The sequence below is a fragment of the Dehalococcoidales bacterium genome, from assembly GCA_028717385.1.
In the GTDB taxonomy this organism is placed as follows: domain Bacteria; phylum Chloroflexota; class Dehalococcoidia; order Dehalococcoidales; family CSSed11-197; genus CSSed11-197.
On sequence record JAQUNW010000016.1, the window covers coordinates 1 to 26,170 of the forward strand.

A 26,170-nucleotide genomic window follows, 5' to 3' on the forward strand; every position below is an offset into this window, starting at 1 on the left:
GGAGGGCAGCATAGGTATCGAACTCCTGACCATCATAAGGGCATTTGAACTTGGCAGTAGCGGTAGTAACCGTAACCGTCTTGGTTACTTCTTCTGCGTCTCCCTTGCAGGCTGCCAGAATGAACGAGGAACCGACGGCGGTACCGCCGACAACGATTCCGGCGTTCTTCAAAAACTGCCTTCTGGAGATTTGCCCGGTTTCTGTTACATTTTCTTTTTCAGGCATTTAGTGATTAAACCTCCTAATAATATTCTTGCGCCTGTGTGTAATTTTGATACTGTTTTTTGCACCACCTCCTATATAAACTTAAAATCAAACACACCTATTTGGTATTTTTGTTTTTCTCCCAGTACTCGACCATTTGCTGTATAAAACCGTCGTAGCACTGGCCTGGTGCGCGGCAACGGTCGATCCGCTCCTTTGTGGAAGCTCTTAAGCCTATTGTGCTGCGTTTCCGCCCGGCTTCTCTCAAGTTATAATTACTGGCTACTTCTAAACTCAATTGCGCTCACCTCACTTCCTTTGTACTAACCTTAAGTTGATAACTCATTTTTTGCCGCTCACCCATCACCCCCTTCTATGTAACTTTTACATTACTTGCAGAGGCCATATTATTGTGTAGAACTAAATCCGCAAGTCACTCCTGCTATTTTGTAAAAATCTCCCTGGGGGATTTATTTTTGTCAATTTCTTTGCGCCAAGTTTTTTCACCATGGCCAGATATACCCTACCGCACGCCCCGATTACACCCAGGGCTCCGCTCACGGGAGGGGGAGGTGATTATATTTAAGCCAGTGGCTCTATGTCCGAAAAGCCCGGGCACCCTGGTTTCCCCCGGTAAGAAGCAACTGGCCATGGTGACTGATAATTTGACAACCTTTTAAGCGAGGATATAACATTACAACACAACTGTACACAAATATATCACGAACTACATTACAAAAGTGTTACATCGCAATCGTTACAGATATTACATTATTGTAATATCTGTATTAAATAAACAGGATTTGAATAATTATTAAAACGGTTTTCTACAAAAATGGCCTGAGTGGTATATTTCAGTGATTAGCACTCATAAACATTCGGTGAAATAGAAAAGGCCGCCTCTCAGGAGGCGGCCTTTTCTAAACTTAGGGAAGGGATGTGTGTTATTACCTGCTTGGTTTTAGCCTGCGATAGCAGTCACTGCAATAAACCGGCTTGTCGCCACGCGGCTGAAACGGCACTTCGGTGGCTTTGCCGCATTCAGCACAATTCACAGAAAACATCTGTCTGGGTGCTCCAAAGCTGCCTTTTCCAGAACGATCCGCTTTCTTGGCCTGACGGCAGGAAGGACAGCGTTTGGGCTCATTTACGTAACCCTTTGACTGGAAAAATTCCTGATCCTCGGCGCTGAAGGTAAAGCTTGCACCACAATCGGCACACTGGAGTTTTTTATCCTGAAAACTCATTGAACAACCTCCTCTCTTATTATTAGTTAGAGTCTGGTCGCCCAACGCTCGAAAGGCTCTGTTTGAGAAGCTGTTAGTAAGCTTGTCGTAACCTAAACTGAAACTTGTTTTTAATATAGCACGATCGACACATTTTTACAATTAAACCGCCTGCTCTATTATCCAGTAGCATTTTTGTAACATGAGGATGGTATATTATTTTGTAAATTACGTTGGCGGCGCACAACAGGTTAAGCAAACCTGAGTAGAAAAAAAAGATGCCCGACTCACGTTGTTGTTGGGCTTATACGATCTTGCTGGAGGTATGAAATAAATAACAGGGTTTTGTTGGTCTTACTTGGTATTAGCCTGATAGTCTTATCTGCCCTCATGGTCGCGTGCACACAAGTCGAAGAAGCCACCAAGACAATCACGAATACTAACACCTCTTTCTCTACGATAACAATCACAAAAACGCAGGATACATTACCACCGGGTTCCGTGCCACCAGCAACACCTCACAATCTCTCTGCTCTGGAATGGATCAATTGTTATGGCCGCCATCCGATTCCAGCTGGCCACACTGGCAGAATCGCCCAGGAAGCAGTGTGCTGAGAGTGTCACTACCAAGCACCTCCAGAACAATGGAAACCATGATGTAAACTATTTTCAATAGCTCCGAATTTATAAATAATAGCATCCAAGCCCATATTCACGATTGCGTAATAAATACAAATACCGGACTAGTACCACAGGATTTAAGCCATGGCAATATAGCCCTTGTTTAATTCAGGAATTATTTTACATCGTGATTGTAGATTAAGACTCAATCATATGAATCCTATTAGATCAAATGTTAACGTTTCGGAAATAATTCTCAATCGAATCAGACTGGATTATGCCGTAAATCTATGACTTTACTTATTGTTGCAATAACCATATCCACAAACTGCTGCAAATGCCCTGAAGTATCTCCAAATATAATTGCTAAGAAAGTATAAGAATGGTAGAATAATAATGACAGTTATTCTATCTATTCATAGTAACGCTAGCTTTTATTTTCTCTCATTTATTCGAGCTTAGGCTTTAATATATTGCTATCGAGGTTTTCTATATAACTGCTCGAAGCAAACTTTTTATTACTGCAATTACCCAAGAGCCCTGGATTGGCTATAAGTGGTGACCTCTATCCACATCAGCCATGCGTAGCCATATTATTGCTGCCGGTATCGCCTTCGGCTAAGGTTATATACTCTTTCTATCCTCCGGACATCATGACTCGCCCCAGCAAACCAGGAGCATTGATTTTGTACCCTCAAGGGAGGGTTACAAACTGCAAAAGGAAAGACTTAAACAACACAGATAAAAACAAGTTAAAGGAGGCACTTCACCAACAATTACTATACAGAACCTTTTGTAAAACACTTTCGAGGAAAGCAACCATTGAATACTCACACTCACAAACGAATAAACATCTGCGTCTATCTCACAAACGACGGTATATGCACGGGATATTTAAGGTGTCCGCCTTGCAGTTCGTTCATTATTAAAAATAGTGGAAACACCCTCTTCCAATACCTATGTAATACCACGCGGCTAAATATCGAAAAAGCATTGATATATACGCTTGGCAACAAGGGTAAATTTCCCAATATAGAGATAGACATTGATGATGTATTGTTTATCAAGCCTCTTGAATATTTGAAGATGCCATTTTCCTTTTTAAAATCCAAGAGAGTGCAATTCTCTGTCCCCGGCTATACGTTGATTGGTAATATTCAGCATTCGCAAACCAGCCATTGGAAAGAAAAACTGGATACTTTTCCAAAGTTATTAAAAATCTCTAATACAGTTATCGTAATAAACCATTCCAAAATTCAGCAGACTGCTTCTCACGTGATGATCAACAAAAAACACATTATTTCCGCTAAAGAATATCGGAGCGCAAAACAATACAATCCTTTTTACAAAGTAAAAAGGCAATAAGAAGAAAAGGAATGTTGACAGTGAAAAAGAAAAGGAAAATAGCAGAGAACAATAGCCAGAATTTGGAAGAAATAGCAATATCGCAATCCGAGTTTAATCTTATCCTCAAACTAGCAACAAGCGTTGAAGATGATGAATACATTCTTGAGATAGCTGGCACTGATGGTACCCCAGATGAGCCTGATATTAAAAGTTCCCGCAAAGCTGGAGAGCCAAAAATTAAAAAATTGGGAATTGAAAGCGAAAAGACGCAAGATACCAACGATTCGGATAGCGACAACGATATATTTGCTTTCACTCAAGAAAAAACCGGCTTCCGTAACACCAAGAATTATTCTTTAGATAATACAGAACATGCCCAGAGGAAATGGAAAAACGAAGATAGAATAGGTTTATTGTTAATAAACAATGTTTTCGACTACCACAGCGTAGCAGTCTTAATATCTACATGGAAGGAATTCTTAGCCCCGGATGCAAAGGTGGCTGTATTTGGATCTGACAAGCCCGGTCCCGTTAAGGCTGTCAAGGAAGCTATCAGTGACGGAGGGAATTTCAAGATTCACAAAACTCTTGAGAAGCTGATGGTACTCACTTCAGATAAATGCGTTCATCACTGGCTGATTGACTCAAATGAAGTTGGGACATGTAAATTTTGCAACCGTAAACGTAATTTTAGAAAATTGATGAAACTGGCCTCCTCGCGCCGTGTTAGCAGAAAAAAGAAAACTGGGCGGTAATCGTTCACAAGCCTCTAATCCTGATACAAACATGCTCGGCCATTGCAAACTTAACCTATGGCTGAGATAATAAACTCCATATGTTGGTAAGTATCTGATGATATCCCCTGATCGCATATTGCTAGCAGTGGCATAAACTAACAGTAGCGCCTAAGTTTTTTATCAACTTTACTTAAGGATTGGCCAAAAAATGGGCTTGTTTCTTAGATGGTGGCTTCAAGACGCCAGGTATAGCTGGTCAAAATTCCGGCGCAACCTGTTTGAACGCAAATACCGGCGACTCGCGCTTCCAATTGTTAATAACCTGGGTGATATGGAAGTCTTTCTGCGTCAAGTTAAATAGACTAAAGATAGCTTCTGGCATCTTTATGACTCCATAAGCTACCCCCAAACTGTTTGGAGCAAGAAAAAGATGATTGTGACGGCCTGCAGTACTGGCGGCCGCTCTGCTTTCACAATGATACCCAGACTCTAAACCCCTTCTTCTAACGGTAATTACCAGACCGATAAGGGCATCACATACCGTCTGTGTTTTCACTTCACCAGATGGCAATATGCATTATTTTAATAATGCATACCCGAGAACAGATAATTACTATAGCTACGAGCAGATAATGAGGGAAATCTCCCTGCCTACCAAAAGAGTGGTTTGCTGGGACGTCCGGCAGTGGAAGGATTTTTCTCTGATAGAATTTCACCGGGAATGATAGCCGGAGTAAAAATCCATGGTAAGCAGCTACACCTCTCTTCCGGAACCAGCTTCACTGAGATTTAGCCCTTCACTCCAGGCTATCAGGCAATTCAGGCATGCGTCAGTGTCACTGAATTATTACGAATGCGATATTTGCTGGCATTAGCCAGTGTTTGCTGGACAAACTGTTGCGGGATGTCAATCAGTGTATGGTCATTTAGAATACGAATGGCACCGATGTTACTGCCAGGAAAATCAGCCTGGCGAGCTATCATGCGCACGATATCACCGGGCTGTACACCATGGGATCTCCCGGCGCTCAGGGTTAGGCGGACCATTCCTCTTTCGTTTGGATGGCCTAAAACAGAACTTCCTTTCCCGTTTTTATCTCGTTGAGTTTTCCTCCAGGGGCTTGAAGAACCTGATTCCTTTACCTGGCTAATTTCCGCAATAGGGCGCTGCTTTTCCTCAGCGCGAACAATTTTTAGGGCAGTAGCAGCAATCTTGATCGGGTCATGTCCCATTTCCACCAGGCGCGTAACCAGCTGTAATTCTTTTTGACAGCGTCCGCGTTTTAGCAAGCCGTTCATCTGCGCTAGCAACTTTGCTTCCCGATGTTCCTCGATTTCCTCCACGCCAGGAATTTGTACCCGGGTCAAGGACTGTTTAGTGTAGCCTTCTATCCGATGCAAGCGCCACTGCTCCTGAGGCGTCACCAGGGAAACAGCGATACCTGTTTTATCTGCTCTACCGGTGCGTCCAACCCTATGTACATAGGATTCAGGATCCAGCGGAAGGTCATAATTAAAAACATGCGAGATATCATCGATATCCAACCCTCGGGCTGCTACGTCGGTAGCTACGAGCACGGTAGTTTGATTGCGCCTGAAGCGATTTAATACATGCTCCCGGGTCGTTTGAGCTAGATCGCCATTCAGCGCCTCAGCCGGAAAACCACGCTCCATGAGCTCATTCACTAAAGCGCTCGTGCTGATCCGGGTGTTTGCAAATATGAGGGCACTGGTAATATCTTCAATTTCAAAAAGTCGCGTCAGCACCGCCAGCTTGTCCTTTTGATTGACCAAGCAGTATCGATGGTCGATTGCATCGACGGTAAGATGCCGGCTTGGAATAATGACAGACTGTGGAGCATGCATGTATTTCTTAGCCATGCTAACGATTTTCGGCGAGAGAGTAGCGGAGAAGAGTGCCGTCTGGCGCTCAGAAGGGCAACTGCTGAGTATTTCTTCAATATCCTGAATGAAACCCATGCTAAGCATTTCATCCGCCTCATCTAGAACTATTGCGCTCAGGCTGCTCAGATCAAGCTCCTTCTTCTGAATAAGGTCTAGCAGCCTTCCCGGCGTACCAACTACAATATCTATACCCTTTCTCAGGCGCCCTATCTGCAGGCTGTAAGGTTGGCCCCCATAAACTGCCAGTACGTCTACATTCAGATAATTTCCGTATGCGAGGGTAGCCTGTGCGACCTGTAGAGCCAGCTCTCGCGTGGGGACCATCACAAGAACCTGTACGCCATTCTGTCCTTGCTTTAAGGTTTGAAGAATAGGCAGCATAAAAGCTGCTGTTTTCCCCGTACCTGTCAGTGCTTGGGCGATGACATCGCTACCTCGCAGTAATATCGGAATGGCCTTTTCTTGAACTGGCGTGGGCATGCTATAGCCAAGATCAGAGAGGCCGCGCATTAGTTGCGGCTTGAAATCAAATTGTAAAAATCCGCTTGCATTGGTATTATCAGTTGGTCGGGAAACGTCTGTTGATTGTGTAATATCGGTTGTCATTGTACTCCTGGTTCCATTTTTTTAATCCACTATGTTACGGCTTGCTCGCCAATAATATTTCGCTTTTCACTCTCAGCAGTTGGTGCCGTCTGCAAACAAGAAGATCTATTTCCAATAAAAAGTACCGCCTTCTTCACCCATAAAGGGTAGGCGGTACTTCTGTAGCGCATTTCCTTAACTAGTGTCTATTATTAGTATACCACAACCAAGGGATAATTTTTATTTCCCGGAAGTTTATTGAGACAGCTTGGCGCTGATAAGCCGGTTGGTGTTGACTTTGGTCAGCAAATTTCGAACTTATGTTTGAGAGGCAAACCATTATCCCAGAACTGCAATGCCTGTTAGTAAATAGCCTCAGATAGGTATGAGGAGCCATAAAGTTCGAATCCTAACCTGTATGGCGTACAGCATGAAAGTGAGTACCATTAGATTGATTTTAGATCAACCAAATTTATCTTGAAAAACACTTTGAAGTTTATTGAAGTAGCACCCGGGTATTAAATAAAAAGACTTTAACAGTAGTATCCGGCAGGCCAGACGCTATTCTAAAATATGGTCTTTTGCCTTCATCGATTTGCTTTTAATCTACGATGACGTACGAAAATTACCAGCATTATCACAATAATTGCTGCTCCAGTAATTGCCGCTGGTTGAAGCAAGCGCTGCCAGAGTGGCAAGGGGACAGGTTGTATCGGTTCTTTTGAGGGACCTGAAAAAGCTATTATGGCTTCCTTAGGCAAGTGGCTAGAAGCTTCCTCGAGTTTAAAATTAAACATACTCCCATGGGGATTAACTATTACAGAATCCTGCACCATAAAAGAATATCCTTTTGGATCACGAAAATAGTGCTCCGGCACTTCCAGTACCAAGAGATAGTAGCCATCTTCCAAGTTGTTAACAAGATCTTCCATCAGGATAGCGCAATCGCTTTCAACCTGCCGGGATTTTACCAGGTTTTCTATCTCCAGGCGACCGGATTGAGTGCCCAGATGCAAGAAAGCTTCTTCACCTTGTGCCAAACCGTTTATTATAATTGCCAGTTCATTGGGCTCAACTACCGGCGGATTTTCGCTCTTTCCCATGTTTGCCATTACAATTCCTATACCAGCACTCAAGCCCAAAAATAGTAATGCCAAGGCTATATATACGGATAACTTTACAGGAAAAGCCCTCTTTCTCATGGCCAAAGATTCAAACGTGTACTTCATTCTCTCCATAAAACCACTTCTTTTTAGGCATTTATGGTTTTCAAATCCACAATCGCTTGATATTTGCTCATGCGCACTCGCACGAGATATCGCTTCCTGCCACCACCCGGGCTTTGGCTTATGCATTTCAGCCTCAAGCTTAAAAAAACTCTGAACTTGGTCTTTTATATTTTCCTTATACATAATTATCCCCTATCCCCTCATATCCTGATAAACGCATATTTGATTCAGGCGCCTCAATGCGCGGCTCAAGCGGGATTTAACAGTGCCTTCCGGCTTGCCAATAATTGATGCAATTTCCGGAACCGTAAGCTCCACAAAATAGCGCAATACTAATACTTCTCTTTGTTCCAAGGGCAATTTGCTCAATGCATGGTGCAATTCCTTGCGGTTTTCAGCAACAACTACGGCTTCTTCCACGTTCTCGTGACTGTCAGGTATTTCGGTTATACGATCAAAGGGCACTGTCTGGAACTTCTTTTTTCTGAAGGCTTGTTTTACCTCATTAGCCACAATACGCACCATCCAGAATTTTATACTACCTTCGAAACGGAATGATGGCAGGTTTTGCCATATCTTTACAAGCGCTTCTTGAACCGCATCCTCAGCACCGCATCGCTCACGTATTATTGAATATGCAGTACCGAAGAGTACTCCTTGGTAGTTGGCTATAAGCTTATCGAATGCTTCCTTATTCCCCACCTGGCATTGGCGGATGATATTCTCCTCTTCTTGTTCGTTCAACAGGAGTGCTCCTTAAAAGTACCTTCAATAAACAAGATGCAGGTTAATGTGAATTCGTTCCATTAGGACAACGCTATCTATACTAACAATACTGGCCCCAGAGTATCATTAATATGCGCATCAGAACAATAGGTTAGACAATTTGTAAATCTGCACAAGGGCCAATTCATGGTTATTAAAGATAAAAATAAATTTGTATGCACCGGTCTATTGTTCATTAACATGGGAGCGAGAACATAATAGAAAGCGAACTTGGCAAAGGCAGTACTTTCATTGTGGCTTTACCTGCGGGTAAAAACGGGTAAAGTGTGAACTCTGATACACTTATTATGATGCATTCGTACGGGTTTTGTACACTAATGGTGAGCCTTGGTTGACAGTTCCCGAACTTGTGTTTGAGAAGAAAGGGCTTATTCCAGCCGTAGAGCAAATTCTGATTTCTTATCACACTCAAAAGATGGAATGTTTAATTTAAATAACAAGTCTTAATAGGCAATAACAATATTAAATGGCTATTTTAAAACATATATAAATTCCAATACGTTATGGACTTTTACAGCTAATTGATGTAAAGTGCTCGGATAGGTCATATATTCCCTTGGAACTATATCAAGCTGACATTCAGCTTTATTCCAATCTAAATCGAATCAGTTATGAATAATCTAAATAAAAGCATTTCCACCAGAACTGGTGCTGTCAAGCTTGCGTTGGCTGTCGTTATCAGCCTTATCATTTTAAAGGTTCTAGTTTCCATCATCTCTAAAAGTATAAGCATTTCGGCGCAAGCAGCCGACAGTCTTCTAGATCTTTTCTCAATTGGTATCACCTTTGTTGCAATAAGAATGTCAGTAGCCCCGGCAGATAATGAACATCCTTTCGGACATGGGAAGATGGAAGGTTTTGCCGCATTAATTCAAGCGCTACTAGTATTAGGAGCAGGCGGTTTTATTATATATTCAGCAATACAACGGATATTGCATAGCACGCCGATCGAGCCAAATGAAGGCATGGTCGTTATGGTTATTTCAATTATAGCCAGTTTCTTTCTATCACGACATTTGCAGAAAGTGGCTAAATCCACCGGTTCTTTGGCAATAGAAGCCTCGGCACGCAACATTAGCGCTGATGTTTATTCGGCCGCCGGTGTGTTGATAGGACTTCTAGTGGTACGTCTAACTAATCTAGTTATTCTTGATCCTATCATAGCTTTGATAATGGCTGGATTTGTTTTAAAAGCTGGATTTGCAGTTTCACGGGACGCTTTCAATGAGCTTACAGATTATCAATTGCCCACGGCAGAACAAGATCTTATTAAAAAGTGTATTCAGGAGCATAATACCCAATTAGTCAATTTTCACTCTATGCGTAGTCGACGATCTGGGAACAAACGTTTTGTCGACCTTCATTTAGTTATGCCAAGAAATTTGAGTGTTGAGGAATCACACCAGATGTGTGATCACCTTGAGAAAGATATCACGGACAGATTAACTAATACTGATGTAGATATTCATGTAGAACCCTGTAGTGGAATAGATTGTAGTCATTGTTTGATAACGAATTGTTCTCTACGCCATCTATAAATAGCCTTTACAATACTATAAATATCTACTATAGATTTGTGTAAGTAGGTACTATTAGTACCTCATAAAAATCCCCGATTATCGCAACTGTAATTTCCTCAGGATAACAATCTGGCGGAATGTTCACCGCAGAAAAAGGCGCGTCTATCGGAACTGTCAAACATGGTGGGCCACTTTGTATGAAAGCCAGAACCTTTTCATTTACTTTTAATTTAACAGACAGAAGTTCGAATCCTGCCCCGTAGAGCATGTTGTACGAAAGGCAGAACCTTTCGATTGGTTTTCACGATGGGTAATTAAAGGTTCGAGTCAAAGTGGTGGGTGGTACTGTACAATACGCAGAACCAAAACCTTCGAATTAGTCTTTAGCCTAAGTAATTAGGTTGTCAGGCAGGCTTTTACTATCTATCAGAGACCCCCCCCTTGCTTTTTCCACTGCACGGTGGACATCCGGCAGACATCATCGTTTCTTTGGATTCTTAATGTCACACCGGCAGGTCCCAACCTTCTTAGCCTCGGCAATTCTGTCTTCTATTAACGATCGTCCGTGGTATCTCCGAGCGTCTTCAATAATGTCAAGATCAGTATAATTGAAGCAATAACAGATCTTCATGGTTATTCGCTTACTTCTTCAGCCCTTGGACTCTAACGCTGGCAACTGAAGTCGATATATCCTTGACTTGTTCGCTAGTCAAATTCAAATCTTCCACAGCGGCTTTCGCCACGGGGTCACTCACTACGCAATCCAAAGGAAATGTCGATTCCTCTACGACCTTAACCTCTTCAAAGCCTGATTTCCTAATGGCTTTTAGATAGTCATTCTTCTTCATAGCTCCGGCTACACACCCGACATAAGCGTCAATTGAATTCCTGATGAAGTCTGGGAGTTCTTTTAGAATGATGATGTCCGAAACCATCAACCTTCCACCTGGCTTTAGCACCCTAAATGCTTCATCGAAAACTCTCTGCTTGTCGCTTGAAAGATTGATAACGCAGTTCGAGATAATGGCGTCTACTGAGTTATCAGCCAAAGGTAGATTCTCGATTTCGCCCAATCGAAATTCCACGTTGGTGTAACCGTTTTTTCTAGCGTTTTCTCTAGCCTTGTCCAACATTTCAGCAGTCATATCAACACCGATGACTTTACCTTTCGCCCCAACCTTGGTAGACGCCAGGAAGCAATCGAAGCCAGCACCAGAGCCAAGGTCTAATACCGTCTCTCCTTCTTTCAGTGATGCCAGAGCCACCGGGTTACCGCACCCAAGACCGAGGTTCGATCCCTCTGGCACAGCATTGAGCTCTTTGTAGCTGTAGCCAATCTTCTTACTGATTCCAGCAGCAACACCGGCGCTTGTTCCACAGCACGAGCTAACTTGCGACGCAGGCCCGCAACAGCAGCTGGAGCCACTCTGCTTGGCTATGTTTCCATACCGCTCTCTGACCGTCTTTTTAACCTCTTCCTTCTTCATGTTTAACCCGCCTGATGAATCTTCTCATACACCTCATTTAACAAGTGGCTGGAAACCACTTTTTGGAAGTCCTTGTCATTCATAAACTTGGCGAATATATCCTCGTTTTGTTCCATACGATCAATAATAAGGTCTTCCAGGGCCTTATCGAAAACATATTTAAAGTTGTCTATCGGGTTGGCAAGCGCTGCCTGCCTTAGCGATTCATCTGCCACTGCCTCTTCCCGAATCTGGTTGAAAAACAGCTCATCGGCGGGCTTGAATTCAGTTCCAAAGCGCTCATTGACGATATCTATCAATTTGGAGAGCTTTATCTTTTCACCATAGTTTGCCCCTGTTCCAACAGAGACTGGTCCGGATATGTCGCCTGCTTCGTTTGGCTCTAGTTTAATGCTCCCTTCGCTAATCTTTTGAAGTCTGTAATATTTTAAATTAACCTCGCTATCAAACTCATATTTAGCATCGTTTTGCCGTCTGGGCAATTTATTCAGGAGGAAACGAACATAAGTATATATTTTTTCAAGATCAGAATCCTGGAAAGGGATAATCTGTGAAAGAAAGGAATAGAGGTTCCTAAAGGTGAGCAGCAGATGCCTGAAATCCTCCCGGGAGTTTTCATCCAAAGCTTTAAAACGCTTTACTGCTGGATCGATAAACGAATAAAGCATGGCATGATCATGCTGCTCCTGATTTTCCTTCGATTTAAAAAACACCTTGCAAAAAGCTGCAACTTCATCCTGGTGATACACTTGTTGCTCATCCAACTGTGCTTGCAGAATATAGAGCTGTTGAGGATCAACCTCTTCTTTTATTGAGGTTTGTTCGTAATAGGGTTTAAAGGCTTCGTAGATTTCCTCTGGGTCATTTACAAAGTCAAGAACGAAGGTTTCCTCCTTGCCCGAATAGGTTCTGTTTAAGCGTGACAAGGTTTGAACCGCATGAACCCCAGATAAACGTTTGTCGATATACATAGTATGAAGAAGAGGCTGATCAAAGCCTGTCTGGTACTTTTCAGCAACCAAAAGAACCTGGTATTCGCCCGATGAGAACTTTTCCGGAAGTTCCTTTTCCCGAATGCCGTTATTCATTTCAACTTCCGTGTATGTTCTATCATTGATATCCGGGTCATAAACTGTGCCCGAGAAAGCAACCAGGGTTTTTATATCCCTATACCCGTTTTCAGAAATGTATTTGTCAAAAGCCTGTTTGTACCTCACTGCGTGTAACCTCGAAGAGGTTACTACCATAGCTTTGGCCTTACCGCCAATCTTGTGGCTGGTAAACTTCCTGAAATGTTCAACCATTATTTCAGTTTTCTGGGCTATATTATGCGGATGCAGGGACATAAAACGTGCCAGTGCCCTTGCCGCTTTTTTCTTTTCTACTTCCGGGTCATCTTCGATTGATTTAATAATGCGGTAGTATGTTTTATAGGTAGTGTAGTTTTTTAGTACATCCAGAATAAACCCTTCCTCAATAGCCTGACGCATACTGTAAAGGTGGAATGGCACCGGTTTGCCATCTACGCCTGAATGGCCGAATACTTCCAGTGTTTTATATTTTGGTGTAGCAGTAAAGGCAAAGAAACTGATATTGGGCTGTTTGCCTCGCCTGGCTATTGCTCTCAAGATTTCCTCTTCATAATCGGGCAGACCTTCCGCTTCTGCTTCTTCCCTTGCCTGTTCCTTGATGCTTTGTCCGGCTAAAACTCCTTTGAGGTCAGCTGCGCTTTCACCTGATTGTGAGCTGTGGGCTTCATCTATGATTACGGCATAATTTCGATTTGGTAGGTCTCCAACTTTTTCAGTAACGAAGGGGAATTTTTGCAATGTAGTTATGATAATCGGGGTTGCAGATAACAAGGCTTGAGCTAACTGCGCTGAATCAACATCAATTTTTTCAACAACCCCCTGTTTATGTTCGAACTGATAGATTGTATCTTGCAGCTGTTTATCTATTACTAATCTGTCGGTAACAACTACAACCGAATCGAATATCTTTTTATCATTTTTATCATGAAGAGAAGCCAGCCGGTGCGCCAGCCAGCCAATTGAGTTGCTCTTACCACTGCCAGCAGAGTGCTGGACAAGGTAATTTATGCCCGGTCCTTGTTCCCTGGCATCCGCTTCCAGCTTTCTTACCACGTCAAGCTGGTGATACCTGGGGAATATCATCTTTTCCTTGCGGATGGTTTTGCCATCAACGACCTTTTCGATTATTTCAAGATGCAAAAAACGTGCCAGAATATCTAAGAAACTGTCTTTTTGCCAGATGTTTTCCCACAGATAGTTGGACTTGTAACCATCAGGATTGTTGGGGTTGCCGGCACCTGTGCCGTCCCCCTTGTTAAAAGGCAGAAAAACAGTTGATCTTCCCTGCAGCTTTGTAGTCATAAACACCAGGTCAGGGTCTACCGCAAAATGCACTAGACTGCGTTTCTTAAATGTAAATATTTTCTCTCGTGGGTCACGGTCGTTCTTGTATTGGTGTATGGCATTTTCTACAGACTGGCCACTAAGATGGTTTTTTAGTTCGGCAGTTGCCACCGGGATGCCGTTGAGGCTTATCAGTAAATCTATAGACTGTTCACTGTTCAAACTGTAATGCAACTGCCTAGTTATAGAAAGCCGGTTAGCCTCGTAATTTTTCTTTAGCTCCGGATTCATACTGGAAGCAGGGGCGAAGTAAGCTATTTGGAAGTTCTTGCCGTAACATTTAAAACCATGGCGAAGTATATCCAGGCTGCCCTGTGAATCCATTGCTTTACAAAGACTATCCAGAAATACCGTTTCGGCGTTCTCTTTGATGGTGTTTTCCAGATACTGCCATTGCCTGGGCTGGGTTTCCTTAACAAAGGGAACAAGGATAGTAGGATCTAGTACTCGCTCGCGGTCAAAATTATTCGGGTTTGCTTTAATGTAACCACCCTCATTAAGCAGTGAGCTTTCGATCGCGCTTTCAAATGCTATTTCTCTATGATCAACTGGCATTTGAACCCCCTATGCCGCTTTTTGCCTCACATCTATTTTTCCGGTGACTGCTGCAGTGATGAGTGCAGACCTGTATTCCTGAAGCTTTTCAATAGCCTGGTTGATTTTGTTTATAAGATTGTCAATACGGGCTGTTTCTTTATCCAGATAGTCTGCGATGGCTTGTTGTTCTTCGATTGGCGCACATTGTATGGGAATATTATTCATTGAATCTTGTGTGAGCTTATCTCTAGTGCTGCCTTCAATAAATTGTCTGTATTGAACAACATTAAGCACATTTGTTAAAAAACGAGCATTTGTCGAATTCAAGACTCTTAACACATGTGCATGGTTATTAACCCATATCTTTCCTTCTACAAGAAATGCCACAGTTTTATTGGCTTCGAAAAAGGGAGCTCCGTCTTCGCCTAACAAAATTAATTGCTCATCAAACAGCCAATTATCAATATAATCTAATATTCCATTTGCGCCCCAATATGGGTATCCACCTTGTATATAACCTCTTTGTTCGGAATTGAGTGGTACACGTTTTCCATCTAAACAAGTCGTTACATGTTTTAATTTTTTCAAATCCCAATGTGCCGGTATCTCGCCCAACCATTCAACCCCACTATCTTTCATTTCAACATCAGGATTAAGCCCTTTGGTAACAGCTTGGGTTATCATAGCTGTCCGCTGTTCTTCCAGAAGCGCGATTAATCTTTTTTTCTTTTCGACCAATTGGTCTATGTGGGCGGTTTCTGCATCCAGATAATCAGCGATGGCTTGTTGTTCTTCGATTGAGGGAAGAGCTAGAGAAACGGCTTCCAGTTTTGATTTTCCCAACTCCATAAATGTGCTACCTTGACCAAATGAAACCAGCTCCTGCCTTGCTGAATACAGAACATAGAAGCCAAAATTGTGGCTTATGTTCCCATATGGCACTAGAGAACGGCAGCCTTGATTAGTGCAAAGATCTACCTGAGCTATAGCCAAATGCCCTATTGGAGCTCTAGTTGAAAGAACCAAGCTCCCGACAGGAACCATTGTTGTTCCGCAACTTGAGTAGCCTGCTTCAGTGATATTTCTCTTTGTATTGTCGATTTCATTGCTAGATAATTCCCCTAAATCCTCAGGTGTCACCCACGGGATAGCGCCATCCCAATAAATAGGTTCCGAACTTTTGGGAGTCGAGCCGTTATATACTTTAAATAATCGTTTTATTGTTTTTGTTTCCCAATGTTCCGGTATCTCACCTAGCCACTCAATACCCGAATCTTTATACTCAGGATAACGGGTATGCACTGGCTTGCTGTTTTCAGAAATGGGAACGGGCAAGCTCATTCTATTACCTCATTTATCATCCTTATTATTTCCGTCTCTACCTCTTTTATGTCGGCTTCAATTTCCTCGAGAGGGCGTGGTGGAACGTACTTATAAAAATGCCGGGTGAATGGTATCTCGTAACCTATTTTTGTCTTATCTTCATCAATCCAGGCATCTGATACGTGGGGCAGAACTTCATGTTTGAAGTACTCGTGAATATCTTCTTTGAGTGGAACATTTTCGTAATCACGCAGTTCGGGGTCAGGTTCTGGCCTGCCTTTGGAATCGGTACATGGTTCAGCCGTTTCATCCCTTTCAGATAAGGCGCTTATTATTGCTTTTTTAAGAGCTGCTGTTAGTACAACGCTACAGTTTTTACAGGCATTGGTGAGAGCTATATCAAAATCCTTTCGGTTCTTATATACCATGGTTGAATCCATGTCGCTAAGGCTTTCTATTATCTTTTTTTGCAGTTCTTTTCCCTTCTCGATTTCAGCCTGGCCGGCTTCCCCTTTCTTTTTAGTTTTGGCTAAATTCTGGAAAGCTGTTGCTTCTTTTAATGCTTCTATCCGCACTGGTAATACTTGAAAACTGAGTTTTAATGGTCGTTCAACCGTTATTTTGCTGTACCCAAAGGCTTTGTTGTCAAATATCTTGCAGTACTCATTCTCTTGAAATTCACCATAGATATTAGTTATATCCTGAATATGCTTCTCAGAAAGTTCGTTACGCTTTTGCCCCAGGCTTTTCCTCATCTTCTGGAAAAAGGTGGTAGCGTTGACTAATTGAACCTTGCCTTTTCTTTCCGGTGCCTTTTTATTGGTTACAATCCATATGTAAGTATAAATACCGGTGTTGTAGAAAAGCTGGTCCGGCAGAGCAATTATTGCTTCAAGCCAATCGTTTTCAATAATCCATTTACGAATATTGCTTTCCCCGGAGCCAGCATCCCCGGTAAATAAGGGGGAGCCATTAAAGACGATGCCTATGCGGCTGCCATCAGACTTCATCTTGGATATCATGTGCTGTAAGAAAAGAAAGGAGCCGTCATTTATACGTGGCAGCCCGGCACCAAAGCGCCCGTTGTGCCCTTGCTCATCATACTCTTTACGGATATGATGCTCTTCGGGCTTCCACTCAACTCCAAAGGGTGGATTGGCCAGCATATAATCGAATTTCTTGTGAGGGAAACCATCATCGGTAAAACTATCCCCAAGTTTGATGTTTTCCAGGCTTTCACCTTTTATCATCATATCCGAACCACAGATTGCATAAGATTCCGGGTTGTATTCCTGACCAAATACTATGAGCTTTGCATCCGGATTAAGCTGGTTGAGATATTCATCTGCTACGGAGAGCATCCCCCCGGTACCACAAGCAGGATCAAAGAGCGTTTTGATAATTCCTGGTTTGGTTAAAACATACTCATCCGGGTCAAATAGCAAATTTACCATCAGCCGGATTACTTCTCTTGGGGTAAAGTGGTCACCTGCCTCTTCGTTTCTTTGCTCAGAAAACCTGCGTACTAACTCTTCAAAGATATAGCCCATCTCAATATTGGTAACAGTATCCGGGTGAAGATCCAGCTCACTGAATCTGGAAACTATTAGAAAAAGGCGGTTGGATTTATCCAGGCTGGCTATATGCTCTTCCAGTTTAAAATTATCGAGAATCTCTCTTGCTCTTGGAGAAAAACTCTTGATGTAATGAGTAAGGTTAGCTGCAATGTTATTCGAGTCACCCTTCAAAGCCTGAAACGTGAATTTTGAAGTATTATGGTAAAGTTCGCTTTTAGTTGTTTTATCTTATTTCCATATTATACACTCTTACTATTAAAGAGTAGGGGTGTGATATGGATAAATGGTTCTTGCTTCATACAGCAGCATGGGTGGGGGTTGAAATAGCCGTGGGGGTATTTGTATCACCTGCATGGGCGCTATATTTATTGATAATCGCAATACCCATGTTAATAATCTCGTATTGGAAAATTCATAAAAAAGAATCCAATAATGAATTTATAAATACTAGTTACAACAAAGAGCCTATACCAAATAAAATAAGGGTTTCAGAAGTAGAATTAATTAGCATGGCAAGAACTATGTTAAGAGTGCATGGTCATGAAGATATTACCGGCATAGGGTTAGATATAAAAAGCGGAGTCCTGCCAAGCGAAGTTATGTTTAAACCTTGCCATAAATGCGGAATACAGCGAAATAAAAAATATGAAGGGAAATATATATGGTAAATGACGAAATAACCTGTAAAAATTGTGGTTCAACCAATATTCTTAAATACGGTAAATACAAAGGCACACAGTTATATTGGTGTAAAGATTGCCAGCGGAAGTTCAAGGGTGATGATTGCCTGTTCCATATGAAAGTACCCCCCGAATACATATCAAGCGCATTATCCATGTATTACATGGGCATGAGCTTTAATGATATACGAAATCACTTAAACCAAGAACAAGGTTATTACCCGTCAAAGTCGGTAGTCTATCAGTGGGTAGATAAATATACCGATATGGCAATAGACCACTTCAGGGATTACAAACCCCAAGTGGGTGATACATGGATAGCAGATGAAACCATGTTAGACCTAGATGGTAATCATAAAATATGGTTTTGGGATATTATAGACACCGATACAAGGTTCTTACTGGCTTCAAGGGTATCAGTATCAAGAACTACCCAAGACGCTGAAGCCTTGATGAATAAAGCCGCAAAGGTAGCAGGCAAAACCCCCAAAGTAGTAGTTACAGATAAGCTGAAAGCCTATCTAGACGGTATAGAACTTGCCTATGGTGCTGATACCGAACATATCCAGAGCAAAAGCTTTACGGTATCAGAGAATACTAACTTAATTGAACGCTGGCATGGGATACTCAAAGACAGAACAAAGGTAATGCGGGCGTTCAGGGATATTGATACGTTAATTCAGTTTACCGATGGCTTTGTAGTCTATTACAACTACTTCAAACCGCATGAATACCTGGATGGTAAAACCCCCGCTGAAGCAGCCAAAGTAGATTACGATGTTAAGAACTGGAAACAGCTAAGCCAATTGCCACAACCGAAAGAGCAAACACCAAGACAAAAGATAGACTTAACAGGAAAGAAGCTATACAAGCGCAAGCGTGGGCGCAGGGTAAATAAAGAAACCAAACCAAGTTTGGGAACAGGGAGGCTATAAAAATGAGTGTTTCTGAAAGTAAATCAGCGTATAATGCCATAAACAATATATTCAGGAGCATTATATGCCTAAAGGAAAACAGAGAAATGATTGGATTAAAGGTAAGATTGAACATATTGAGAGCAATTGGGATAGATACGAAAACAGAATACAATATACATTCACTATTGCCTTATTTGTATTGCCCTTTGCTTTTAACTATGCAATCAAAACGGGGTGGGATATGCTAGGGCTTTTAGCTTCAGTAACACTTTGGACTGTGGTTATCTGTGGGTGGTTTTTAATTAGAAATACGGGCAAAACCACTAAACATAAACTGGATAATATAGAAACCCAATTAATAAAGAGTAATAAAAAACTAGATAAACTAATAAGAATATTATCTATAAAAAAAGCGGGGTAAGAATGCTAATAACCACGAGTGAACAACCAAAAAAGAACTTAACCAGTATTATTGAAGTCGTAACCTGCAACTCGGTTTAAGATTAATTCTATATCTTTCACCGGGCCACCTTTAAGACTTTCGTATTTAGCCAAAACCTTATCTTTGGTTGGTTCTAAAACACAATCAAGCCGGCGCAGAACTGTCATAGGAAGGATTACTTCACCATATTGACCTGGTTTATATGGCCCACGCAAAAGCTCGGCTATGCTCCAAATAAAACTTACCTTTTCGTTAAAGCGGTCCATTGCCATTCAGTAGATGCCTGCCTTTTGTAAAATACTATTAGCGTTAATTTAATACGATTTTCCTAATTATAACCCATGCCTGTGGCTTAATGATATTGATCCATTAGTTGTATGCTAAAATAATTATCGTTTAATCGCTAAACACCAGTAGTTTATCACCCGTATACTTTATGCCTGCAACCACTTTTTTAGTCGTTGGCTTTGTAATCCTTAATCGCTTCTTCAACAACTTTCCAAGAAGCAAGCTCTTCACCGGTTTCTTTGTTACGCCACACGTCTTCAATAATTGGCGGAACCTGGAATGTGAACAACATCCCAAAACGCGCATAGTAAATTCCCAGGTGGTCTATAACACCGTACGGAAAACGTTCGCGTTTGTTCAATATATAGTAGCCTATAAGCTGCCGGAAATATTCCCGCGTAAATTTTAAGTATTTCGTAGTTTTTATATCTATTAAAGTTGAATCTATGATGATATCTGCATCCGCGCCTCCCACATCCAGGCTGCTTTTCCCAAACACAGGATTTAAAACACATGTATGATTTGCTTTGAAATCTCTGGGATTTACCAATTCCATAAGGTTTAGGAGATCTTCTACATCTCTTTCATCTACATCAAATATTTGTGAATTCGGGAAATTATTACCTGTTCGGGCTACTGCTTCCAGCTTGGCAAGAATTATGCAATCTGCAAGCAAGCAGGAAATCGAAACATCACCACGAGCAAACTGAGTACGTTTTTCTTCAAAGTCTTCAATAAATTGCAGTCTCCTCTTATCACCTTTGATTCCACCTCTTGCGGTTAATGGAAAGGCGTTTACTATGTTGGCGTTAAGTTTTGAAACCAAAATCCTGAGCGCATAATCGAAACCAGCGCCTAATGTTTGGTAATTCCTTGTTAACGGAACTGCTTTGATCGGTTCTTTCAGGGTGAATTCTGGTTTTTGAAATAGCTCGTCTAATATTGAGCGAGCGAAATGGGAAAAATCTGATAATGACATTTTTCACCCCCTTTGCTTGTATTGAGACAAGTAATTGTAGCCCACATTAAAGACATATTACGCTATCATTAACATGATTATATGAAATATTTTCCTAATAGACGAAATATCCTCTTGCAAATAAGATATATCGTGATATAATATGGTGATATACAGTATGATATTTAGTTTGGTTTGGCGGAAAGCCGAGAGGGGGGAGATATGGCAAAGATTCAACTTGAACTATCGGAAGAAGAAAACAGGATTGTGGAAGTTTACAAAATCGTTAACAGGCTTAATTCGAAACAGGAAGCCATAAAGCAGATGATTCATTATTTTGAAGCCGAAGTAAAGCCAAAAAAGCTTGCAAATAAAGATTATTTTCAGGTCTAGGAGGGAACTATGGGTACAACCGCGATAATATGGTTAGTTATAGGGGCTATATTCTTCGTACTAGTGATATTCATCATTAAGAGCTGGGTACAAGTCTATAACAAATTCCAGTATTGGATCACCAGAGCACAGCGTAAGTTTGCTGACGTTGATATCATCATGCAGGAGCGCCTTGATAACATGCATGCTCTGGCCCAGATAGCCAAAAAGTACGACATACACGAATATAAGGCACTGAAAGATACAATCGAGGCAAGGAGCCGTTGGACTAAAGATGCCGGCTTGAACGAAAAGGTGAAAATGGCCAGGCAAATCGAGAACAACTATTTTAAACTTCAGGCTATATTTGAAAAATATCCGGATCTTAAGGCAAATAAGTTGCATCTATCTCTTTTGAAAAGAGATACGGATATTGAAAGACGGCTGAGGAAAACGCGCCTGTCATACAACCAGGTAGCGCAGAAATACAATGAAAGAACCCGCAGATTTCCCAGAAATATTGTGGCGCGGGTTCACCACTTTTCTGTGTTGGAATACCTTACGTTTGAAGGGCAGCCAGTATTTGAGCCCCGGGAAATTTTTAATGATGAAGCGTAAATAATTTTAGGGTATATGAAATGGTGAGGGTGCACACGAGGCGCAGAGGAACGGCGATCGTTGAGACAGAAAAGGGCATCCTGGTTACAGCGGGCAAAAACAGGATGTTTTTATTGCCGGGCGGAGGAGCTGGTAGAGGTGAAACCCGAATTGAGGCTGCAATCAGGGAGTTGCGAGAAGAAACAGGGCTAATATCTTACAATGCCAAGTTGCTTTTCAGGCACAAGGGTTATCCCCATAAATCGCACAAGCATGGATATTTCGTGGACTACCACACGGTTTGTCTGATCAAAGCTGATGGAACTGCAAAGCCACATAAAGAAATTGCACATGTTGCCTATTATAAACCAGGTTCAGATATAAGGATTTCAAGCACCACTAAGGAAATACTTCATAGATATTATCGCTTCAAGAAAAGCAGCAGGCTTAAGCAGGAAAATACAAGCTTATTCCACCGAATTATGGACTGGCTGAGCTGAAATTTAGGGGGCACGAACACAGCTATTTTGAATTACTATTATATTGAATACCGGTTCCATGGTTATCCCAAACGATACCTCAAAAGCTTAATACACGAAGTATCCAGAAATTTTGGGGTTAAAGGAGCTATAAAAGGCCGGCCTGTACCCCATATAACTTTATACGGCCCATTTGAAACAAATAACTCTTATGATGTATTTAGAACGATAGAAAGGGTGGCTAAAAGATATACGCTGATACCATTTACTGTTGATGGCTTCGATAGCAAAGCGGGCAATAATGCCAAAGTAATAGCTGCAAAAATAATTCCTTCACCAGAACTTATACAATTGCGAATGGATTTAGCGAATGAATTAAATAGGATAGTCGAGAAGAAAAATCGCCAGCCCTGGGACAGTGAAAACAAATACTGGTTTCATTCTACAATAGCGATGAAAGACATCGATGGTAAATTTGATAAAATTAAGAAACACCTGAGCAAGAAAGATCAGCCCTGTATTCATCAACATCTGGTTAGAATGACCGTCCTTAATCGCAAACGGAAAATTATCAGTGAATATGATTTGTTGTTGCGAAAATGGTTAAGTAGAAGTCAGGCCTTGAGTAATCACTGGTGGCGTAAAACGATAAATCGTTTGTGCGAGTATAGGGGTTTGCCCAGTGAAAAATATTCTATTTTCGAGAAGGTTAAAAAAACATTATTTTTCTGGAGAAACTAGAATATTGGCATCATGAATACTGAATGAACCCCTTCACAAAACCCGCCCTCGAATTTCACAAAATCACACGAATAAAAACTTCAATATCAAGCCCCTTCACAAAAGAACTCTTTAATAAAACAGGCAATGTTGGGAAACGTTAGCTTATGACATTTGGGGTAATACAAATCTTAGCTCACACCTTCCTGGAATAGATATACCGTTGCCTGCGTTGTTCGATCTTTAAGATCCAACTGTTTATTTCCATTGTCTTCTTCTAACTGGTAACTTAAAGTAAAATAATTTAGATGGAACTTTTTTAATTTTTTCCACTATATATATTTAGAAGGCGAAAATGGAAAAGTGGCAATCGGGCAATAAACGGGACTTCGAGCAGGTGTATAACCGTTACAACAGCATGGTTTCCAAGCACGCATATCTAATTACGGGATCAAGAGATATAGCTGAGGATATTGTCCAGGAAGTGTTCGTGGCTGCCTGGAAGTTCCGGGCAAGCTACGATAGTCGTAAGGGCAGCCTGGCTACGTGGCTGCACCGCATTACGGTGAACGAGTGTTATAAAAAAATACGTGCAATTTCTGTTTACGACTGCCTGGAAGATTTCGATTTTCCGGAGGCAACAAGCAGACAGCCCGAAGAGTTGCTGGTAACGAAACAGGAATATGACGAGATGCTAAAAGCTCTGGGCGCAATGGATGAAAAGCACCGTACGATCCTGGTGCTGAAGTATCTCGACGACCTTTCGTATGCCGAGATTGCCGATATCATGCAGCTTCCCATTGGAACGGTAAGGTCAAGGTTAAGCCGCGCAACCAGGGCCTTGAGAGAGCAGGTAAACCATTCCAACGTTTAACTGTCAGGGAGAGTGAATGAAATGAACTGCCAGGATACGAATGAACTGTTAAATTCTTATCTGGATAATGAATTGGCAACCAATGAGGTTGAAGAAATCCAGGAGCATCTTGAAAAATGCCCTGCCTGCTGTCAGGAGCTCGAGCAATTATCAAGGTTCAAGATAAAATTCCGCCAGACCCTGGTCTCCTCAACCCTAACCTCAGAGAGAAATAAAAGTACCTGGAATAGAATTCTTGCTAGAATACAGGATGGCGAAACTGGACGAACAAACCCCAGCTATTTTAAAGAGCGAATTTTTTCAGTCTTTTCCTCAAATATGGTTAAACTGGCCACCGCTTTTATAATTGTCATATCTGTAGTTGCCACAATAATAATGTCTCTTCCCGGCGAAACAGTAGTTGTCATAGCTGAATCAGCTCTTACAGAACCGCCAGACGTTACGCAGGAAGCCGCAGATGACCTCGTTCCGACACCCGGTGGTTATGTTTACAGGGGTAATGCCCACCAGGTAGGGGAACCCGATAGTTGGCCTGAAATTGACACAACCGAAATAACCATTGGAGATGACGATTCCATCGATATACGCTACAGGGACTGGATAACAACCAGAGCTGGGGAAACAAGGAACAACATGATCGTTATCATTGCCCCTTACACCCTGGATCAATTGAAACTCGGGGTAGCAAATATGCCCGAAAACGCCAATATTTCCGTTGAAGAACTATGCCGGTGGTCTCGCCCTGTAAACGTTATTGCTCCGGTGCTTGCATTTTCGATAGGTGAGAATGTTAAACCCGGAATTTATACTTTCGACATAGGAATTGCGGTTAAAGGAAAGGATTACGAGCTTATCCCCTGTGCAATAGAAGTCTTGCCGGCACTACTGTCTGAATAGGAAAAGGCTGAAGTGGCCGAAATAACGCTCGGCGACTAAGGATCCTGCGAATGGCTACAGGGAAGAAACGATTATAGAATAGAACTGGTGAACTGGTACGCTATGGTATTGAATTCGGAGGCTATAGTATCTAACTGAAGAGTTCAATGGTAACTACCTTCACAAAAGAACTCTCTTATGACATAAGGACGATGCACCTTCCATCAAATTGTTGAATACACTACTGGAATAGTGATTTCGATATATCGAAAAACGATGGTGGGCCACTTTGTATGAAAGCCAGAACCTTTGCCATGGTTTTTAAATTGGTTTAATTATCGGTTCGAAACCTGCATGGTAGAGCGTGCTGTACAAGGGGAATATCGATTAGTTTTGATTTTTCAATAAGGTAAAGTATCAAACTATGAACAACTCCGCGTTACAGCACGCCCTACCACTCGATCGTTTGTTTTATCCTCTTTTACTTTTGGTCCTGCCCGTTCATTTCTTTTTGGAATCTCAGCGCCTCTTCCTTGACCTGATGCCTTATGGTTTGCTTAATAAATTTTAAAAGAAAAACAGCGAGCACGATGAAAAATAACAAGGATATCAAAACACCAAAGGCCTTTATTATCACTATATCCAGTGGACCAGGTGGCATCATTAGCTTCTCCTCATCCCGAACAAGACACAAGTCCTTCGTACCTCAAGAAATAACCGGCTATTATGCTTGATTTATTGGTTTTTATTACACCCGGTAGCTTCTAGAAACACGCTTTCCAGGTTTGCTTTGCGTCTTCTCATTTCCTTTATAAATAAACCATGTTCGGCCAATACGGCCGATACATGTTCCGCCTGGCCTTCATGAGCGGTTACCACCACCATAACATCTTCGATTCTCGCATTGTATCCGACATCAAACAGCACAGCCACAGCTTTTTGAGGATCAACAACCACCAGTTCAAGCTCGCTTCGCCCGGCTTCAAGCATTATTTTGAGCATATCCCCCTGTTTAACCACCTTGCCATGTTTCAATATAGCCATGTGAGTGCAAACCTGTTCTACTTCAGCTAGTATATGGCTGGCAAGCAACACGGTTTTACCCTGCCTGGCAAGTTGTGATATCAGGTCGCGGATTTCAGCAATGCCTTCCGGGTCCATTCCATTTGTTGGCTCATCGAATATCAAGAGTTCCGGATCATCAAGAATGGCCAAAGCAATTGAAAGGCGCTGTTTCATGCCCATGGAGTAGCTTTCTAAGATGCTATGGGCACGGTTGGCAAGCCCAACCATTTCAAGCACTTCATCCACATGCTTGTTATCCACCGGTTTATGCAAACTGCCAAACATACGCAGATTATCTCTTCCCGAATAATTAGGGTAAAATCCCTGGGAGTCCATAACCACACCGACTCTTTTGAGATTTTCAGGTTTCCGCTCTTCTCCA

At 41.9% G+C, this 26,170-nt stretch carries 27 protein-coding genes; 12 read left to right on the top strand and 15 right to left on the bottom strand.

Translation table 11 applies throughout. The features are described 5' to 3' along the window. The 3 genes from PHX29_04725 to PHX29_04735 form a co-directional block, all read right to left on the bottom strand. The coding region (locus tag PHX29_04725) for a twin-arginine translocation signal domain-containing protein (protein ID MDD5605195.1) at positions 1 to 226 on the bottom strand (226 nt) is incomplete at its 3' end. A gap of 97 nt (positions 227 to 323) precedes the next feature. Further along, positions 324 to 503 (bottom strand): hypothetical protein, encoded by a 180-nt coding sequence (locus PHX29_04730; protein MDD5605196.1) that lies wholly within the window; start codon positions 501 to 503, stop codon positions 324 to 326. Positions 504 to 1,152: 649 nt separating this feature from the next. Next, positions 1,153 to 1,452, bottom strand: coding sequence for a zinc-ribbon domain containing protein (locus PHX29_04735; protein MDD5605197.1), 300 nt, complete (start codon positions 1,450 to 1,452; stop codon positions 1,153 to 1,155). A 327-nt stretch (positions 1,453 to 1,779) separates the two neighbouring features. Here PHX29_04735 and PHX29_04740 point away from each other — a divergent pair, with 327 nt between their 5' ends. After that, positions 1,780 to 2,046, top strand: coding sequence for a hypothetical protein (locus PHX29_04740; GenBank protein MDD5605198.1), 267 nt, complete (start codon positions 1,780 to 1,782; stop codon positions 2,044 to 2,046). A 1,391-nt stretch (positions 2,047 to 3,437) separates the two neighbouring features. Then, on the top strand, positions 3,438 to 4,154 hold the full coding sequence (locus PHX29_04745) for a hypothetical protein (protein MDD5605199.1): 717 nt from the start codon (positions 3,438 to 3,440) through the stop codon (positions 4,152 to 4,154). 238 nt (positions 4,155 to 4,392) lie between these two features. Here the strand turns inward: PHX29_04745 and PHX29_04750 are convergent, their stop codons facing one another. The 4 genes from PHX29_04750 to PHX29_04765 all read right to left on the bottom strand — a co-directional run bounded on the left by PHX29_04750 (position 4,393) and on the right by PHX29_04765 (position 8,599). Then, entirely contained in the window at positions 4,393 to 4,707 is a 315-nt protein-coding gene (locus tag PHX29_04750) for a hypothetical protein (protein MDD5605200.1), read from the bottom strand. 248 nt (positions 4,708 to 4,955) lie between these two features. Continuing rightward, positions 4,956 to 6,647, bottom strand: a complete 1,692-nt coding sequence (locus PHX29_04755) for a DEAD/DEAH box helicase (protein ID MDD5605201.1) — start codon at positions 6,645 to 6,647, stop codon at positions 4,956 to 4,958. A gap of 566 nt (positions 6,648 to 7,213) precedes the next feature. Next, on the bottom strand, positions 7,214 to 8,038 hold the full coding sequence (locus PHX29_04760; protein MDD5605202.1) for a hypothetical protein: 825 nt from the start codon (positions 8,036 to 8,038) through the stop codon (positions 7,214 to 7,216). A gap of 9 nt (positions 8,039 to 8,047) precedes the next feature. Beyond that, positions 8,048 to 8,599, bottom strand: a complete 552-nt coding sequence (locus tag PHX29_04765) for a sigma-70 family RNA polymerase sigma factor (protein ID MDD5605203.1) — start codon at positions 8,597 to 8,599, stop codon at positions 8,048 to 8,050. Between the two features lie 653 nt (positions 8,600 to 9,252). Between PHX29_04765 and PHX29_04770 the strand changes: the two genes are divergently transcribed. Beyond that, a complete protein-coding gene (locus PHX29_04770; GenBank protein ID MDD5605204.1) occupies positions 9,253 to 10,179 on the top strand; it encodes a cation diffusion facilitator family transporter in 927 nt (308 codons plus the stop codon). Positions 10,180 to 10,802: 623 nt separating this feature from the next. Here the strand turns inward: PHX29_04770 and PHX29_04775 are convergent. From PHX29_04775 to PHX29_04790, 4 genes are read right to left on the bottom strand one after another with little or no spacing between them, the layout of a single operon-like run. Beyond that, positions 10,803 to 11,648, bottom strand: coding sequence for an arsenite methyltransferase (locus PHX29_04775; GenBank protein MDD5605205.1), 846 nt, complete (start codon positions 11,646 to 11,648; stop codon positions 10,803 to 10,805). Positions 11,649 to 11,650: 2 nt separating this feature from the next. Next, positions 11,651 to 14,638, bottom strand: a complete 2,988-nt coding sequence (locus PHX29_04780; protein MDD5605206.1) for a type I restriction endonuclease — start codon at positions 14,636 to 14,638, stop codon at positions 11,651 to 11,653. A gap of 9 nt (positions 14,639 to 14,647) precedes the next feature. Then, positions 14,648 to 15,961: a restriction endonuclease subunit S gene (locus tag PHX29_04785; GenBank protein ID MDD5605207.1), complete on the bottom strand. Its 1,314-nt coding sequence runs from the start codon at positions 15,959 to 15,961 to the stop codon at positions 14,648 to 14,650. Continuing rightward, entirely contained in the window at positions 15,958 to 17,691 is a 1,734-nt protein-coding gene (locus PHX29_04790; GenBank protein ID MDD5605208.1) for an N-6 DNA methylase, read from the bottom strand. Before PHX29_04790 ends, PHX29_04785 begins: the two co-directional genes overlap by 4 nt. A 104-nt stretch (positions 17,692 to 17,795) precedes the next feature. On the opposite strand from PHX29_04790, the gene PHX29_04795 reads away from it, so the two are divergent. The 3 genes from PHX29_04795 (at position 17,796) to PHX29_04805 (ending at position 19,538) form a co-directional block, all read left to right on the top strand. Beyond that, positions 17,796 to 18,188 (top strand): hypothetical protein, encoded by a 393-nt coding sequence (locus PHX29_04795; protein ID MDD5605209.1) that lies wholly within the window; start codon positions 17,796 to 17,798, stop codon positions 18,186 to 18,188. Then, on the top strand, positions 18,182 to 19,135 hold the full coding sequence (locus PHX29_04800; GenBank protein MDD5605210.1) for a DDE-type integrase/transposase/recombinase: 954 nt from the start codon (positions 18,182 to 18,184) through the stop codon (positions 19,133 to 19,135). The genes PHX29_04795 and PHX29_04800 overlap by 7 nt, the downstream gene beginning before the upstream one ends. 64 nt (positions 19,136 to 19,199) lie before the next feature. Continuing rightward, on the top strand, positions 19,200 to 19,538 hold the full coding sequence (locus PHX29_04805; GenBank protein ID MDD5605211.1) for a hypothetical protein: 339 nt from the start codon (positions 19,200 to 19,202) through the stop codon (positions 19,536 to 19,538). 38 nt (positions 19,539 to 19,576) lie between these two features. Here the strand turns inward: PHX29_04805 and PHX29_04810 are convergent, their stop codons facing one another. Together PHX29_04810 and PHX29_04815 are read right to left on the bottom strand one after the other, a co-directional pair. Beyond that, entirely contained in the window at positions 19,577 to 19,831 is a 255-nt protein-coding gene (locus PHX29_04810; protein MDD5605212.1) for a type I restriction-modification system subunit M N-terminal domain-containing protein, read from the bottom strand. 182 nt (positions 19,832 to 20,013) lie between these two features. Further along, positions 20,014 to 20,826, bottom strand: coding sequence for a hypothetical protein (locus PHX29_04815; protein ID MDD5605213.1), 813 nt, complete (start codon positions 20,824 to 20,826; stop codon positions 20,014 to 20,016). Between the two features lie 201 nt (positions 20,827 to 21,027). Here PHX29_04815 and PHX29_04820 point away from each other — a divergent pair, with 201 nt between their 5' ends. The 6 genes from PHX29_04820 (at position 21,028) to PHX29_04845 (ending at position 24,744) form a co-directional block, all read left to right on the top strand. Continuing rightward, positions 21,028 to 21,198, top strand: coding sequence for a DUF2683 family protein (locus PHX29_04820; GenBank protein MDD5605214.1), 171 nt, complete (start codon positions 21,028 to 21,030; stop codon positions 21,196 to 21,198). 9 nt (positions 21,199 to 21,207) lie between these two features. Further along, positions 21,208 to 21,795 carry a LemA family protein gene (locus PHX29_04825; GenBank protein MDD5605215.1) on the top strand — a complete coding sequence of 196 codons (588 nt, stop codon included), beginning with the start codon at positions 21,208 to 21,210 and terminating at the stop codon, positions 21,793 to 21,795. A gap of 20 nt (positions 21,796 to 21,815) precedes the next feature. Next, positions 21,816 to 22,274, top strand: a complete 459-nt coding sequence (locus PHX29_04830; GenBank protein MDD5605216.1) for an NUDIX domain-containing protein — start codon at positions 21,816 to 21,818, stop codon at positions 22,272 to 22,274. Positions 22,275 to 22,301: 27 nt separating this feature from the next. Continuing rightward, positions 22,302 to 22,994, top strand: coding sequence for a 2'-5' RNA ligase family protein (locus PHX29_04835; protein ID MDD5605217.1), 693 nt, complete (start codon positions 22,302 to 22,304; stop codon positions 22,992 to 22,994). A 334-nt stretch (positions 22,995 to 23,328) separates the two neighbouring features. Continuing rightward, positions 23,329 to 23,847: an RNA polymerase sigma factor gene (locus tag PHX29_04840; GenBank protein MDD5605218.1), complete on the top strand. Its 519-nt coding sequence runs from the start codon at positions 23,329 to 23,331 to the stop codon at positions 23,845 to 23,847. A gap of 21 nt (positions 23,848 to 23,868) precedes the next feature. Further along, complete coding sequence (locus PHX29_04845) at positions 23,869 to 24,744, top strand: anti-sigma factor (GenBank protein MDD5605219.1); 876 nt, start codon at positions 23,869 to 23,871, stop codon at positions 24,742 to 24,744. Positions 24,745 to 25,204: 460 nt separating this feature from the next. On the opposite strand, the gene PHX29_04850 is transcribed toward PHX29_04845, so the two are convergent. Together PHX29_04850 and PHX29_04855 are read right to left on the bottom strand one after the other, a co-directional pair. Beyond that, positions 25,205 to 25,387 carry a hypothetical protein gene (locus tag PHX29_04850; GenBank protein MDD5605220.1) on the bottom strand — a complete coding sequence of 61 codons (183 nt, stop codon included), beginning with the start codon at positions 25,385 to 25,387 and terminating at the stop codon, positions 25,205 to 25,207. 71 nt (positions 25,388 to 25,458) lie between these two features. Continuing rightward, positions 25,459 to 26,170, bottom strand: a 712-nt coding sequence (locus PHX29_04855; GenBank protein ID MDD5605221.1) for an ATP-binding cassette domain-containing protein, incomplete at its 5' end; no start/stop codon positions are given.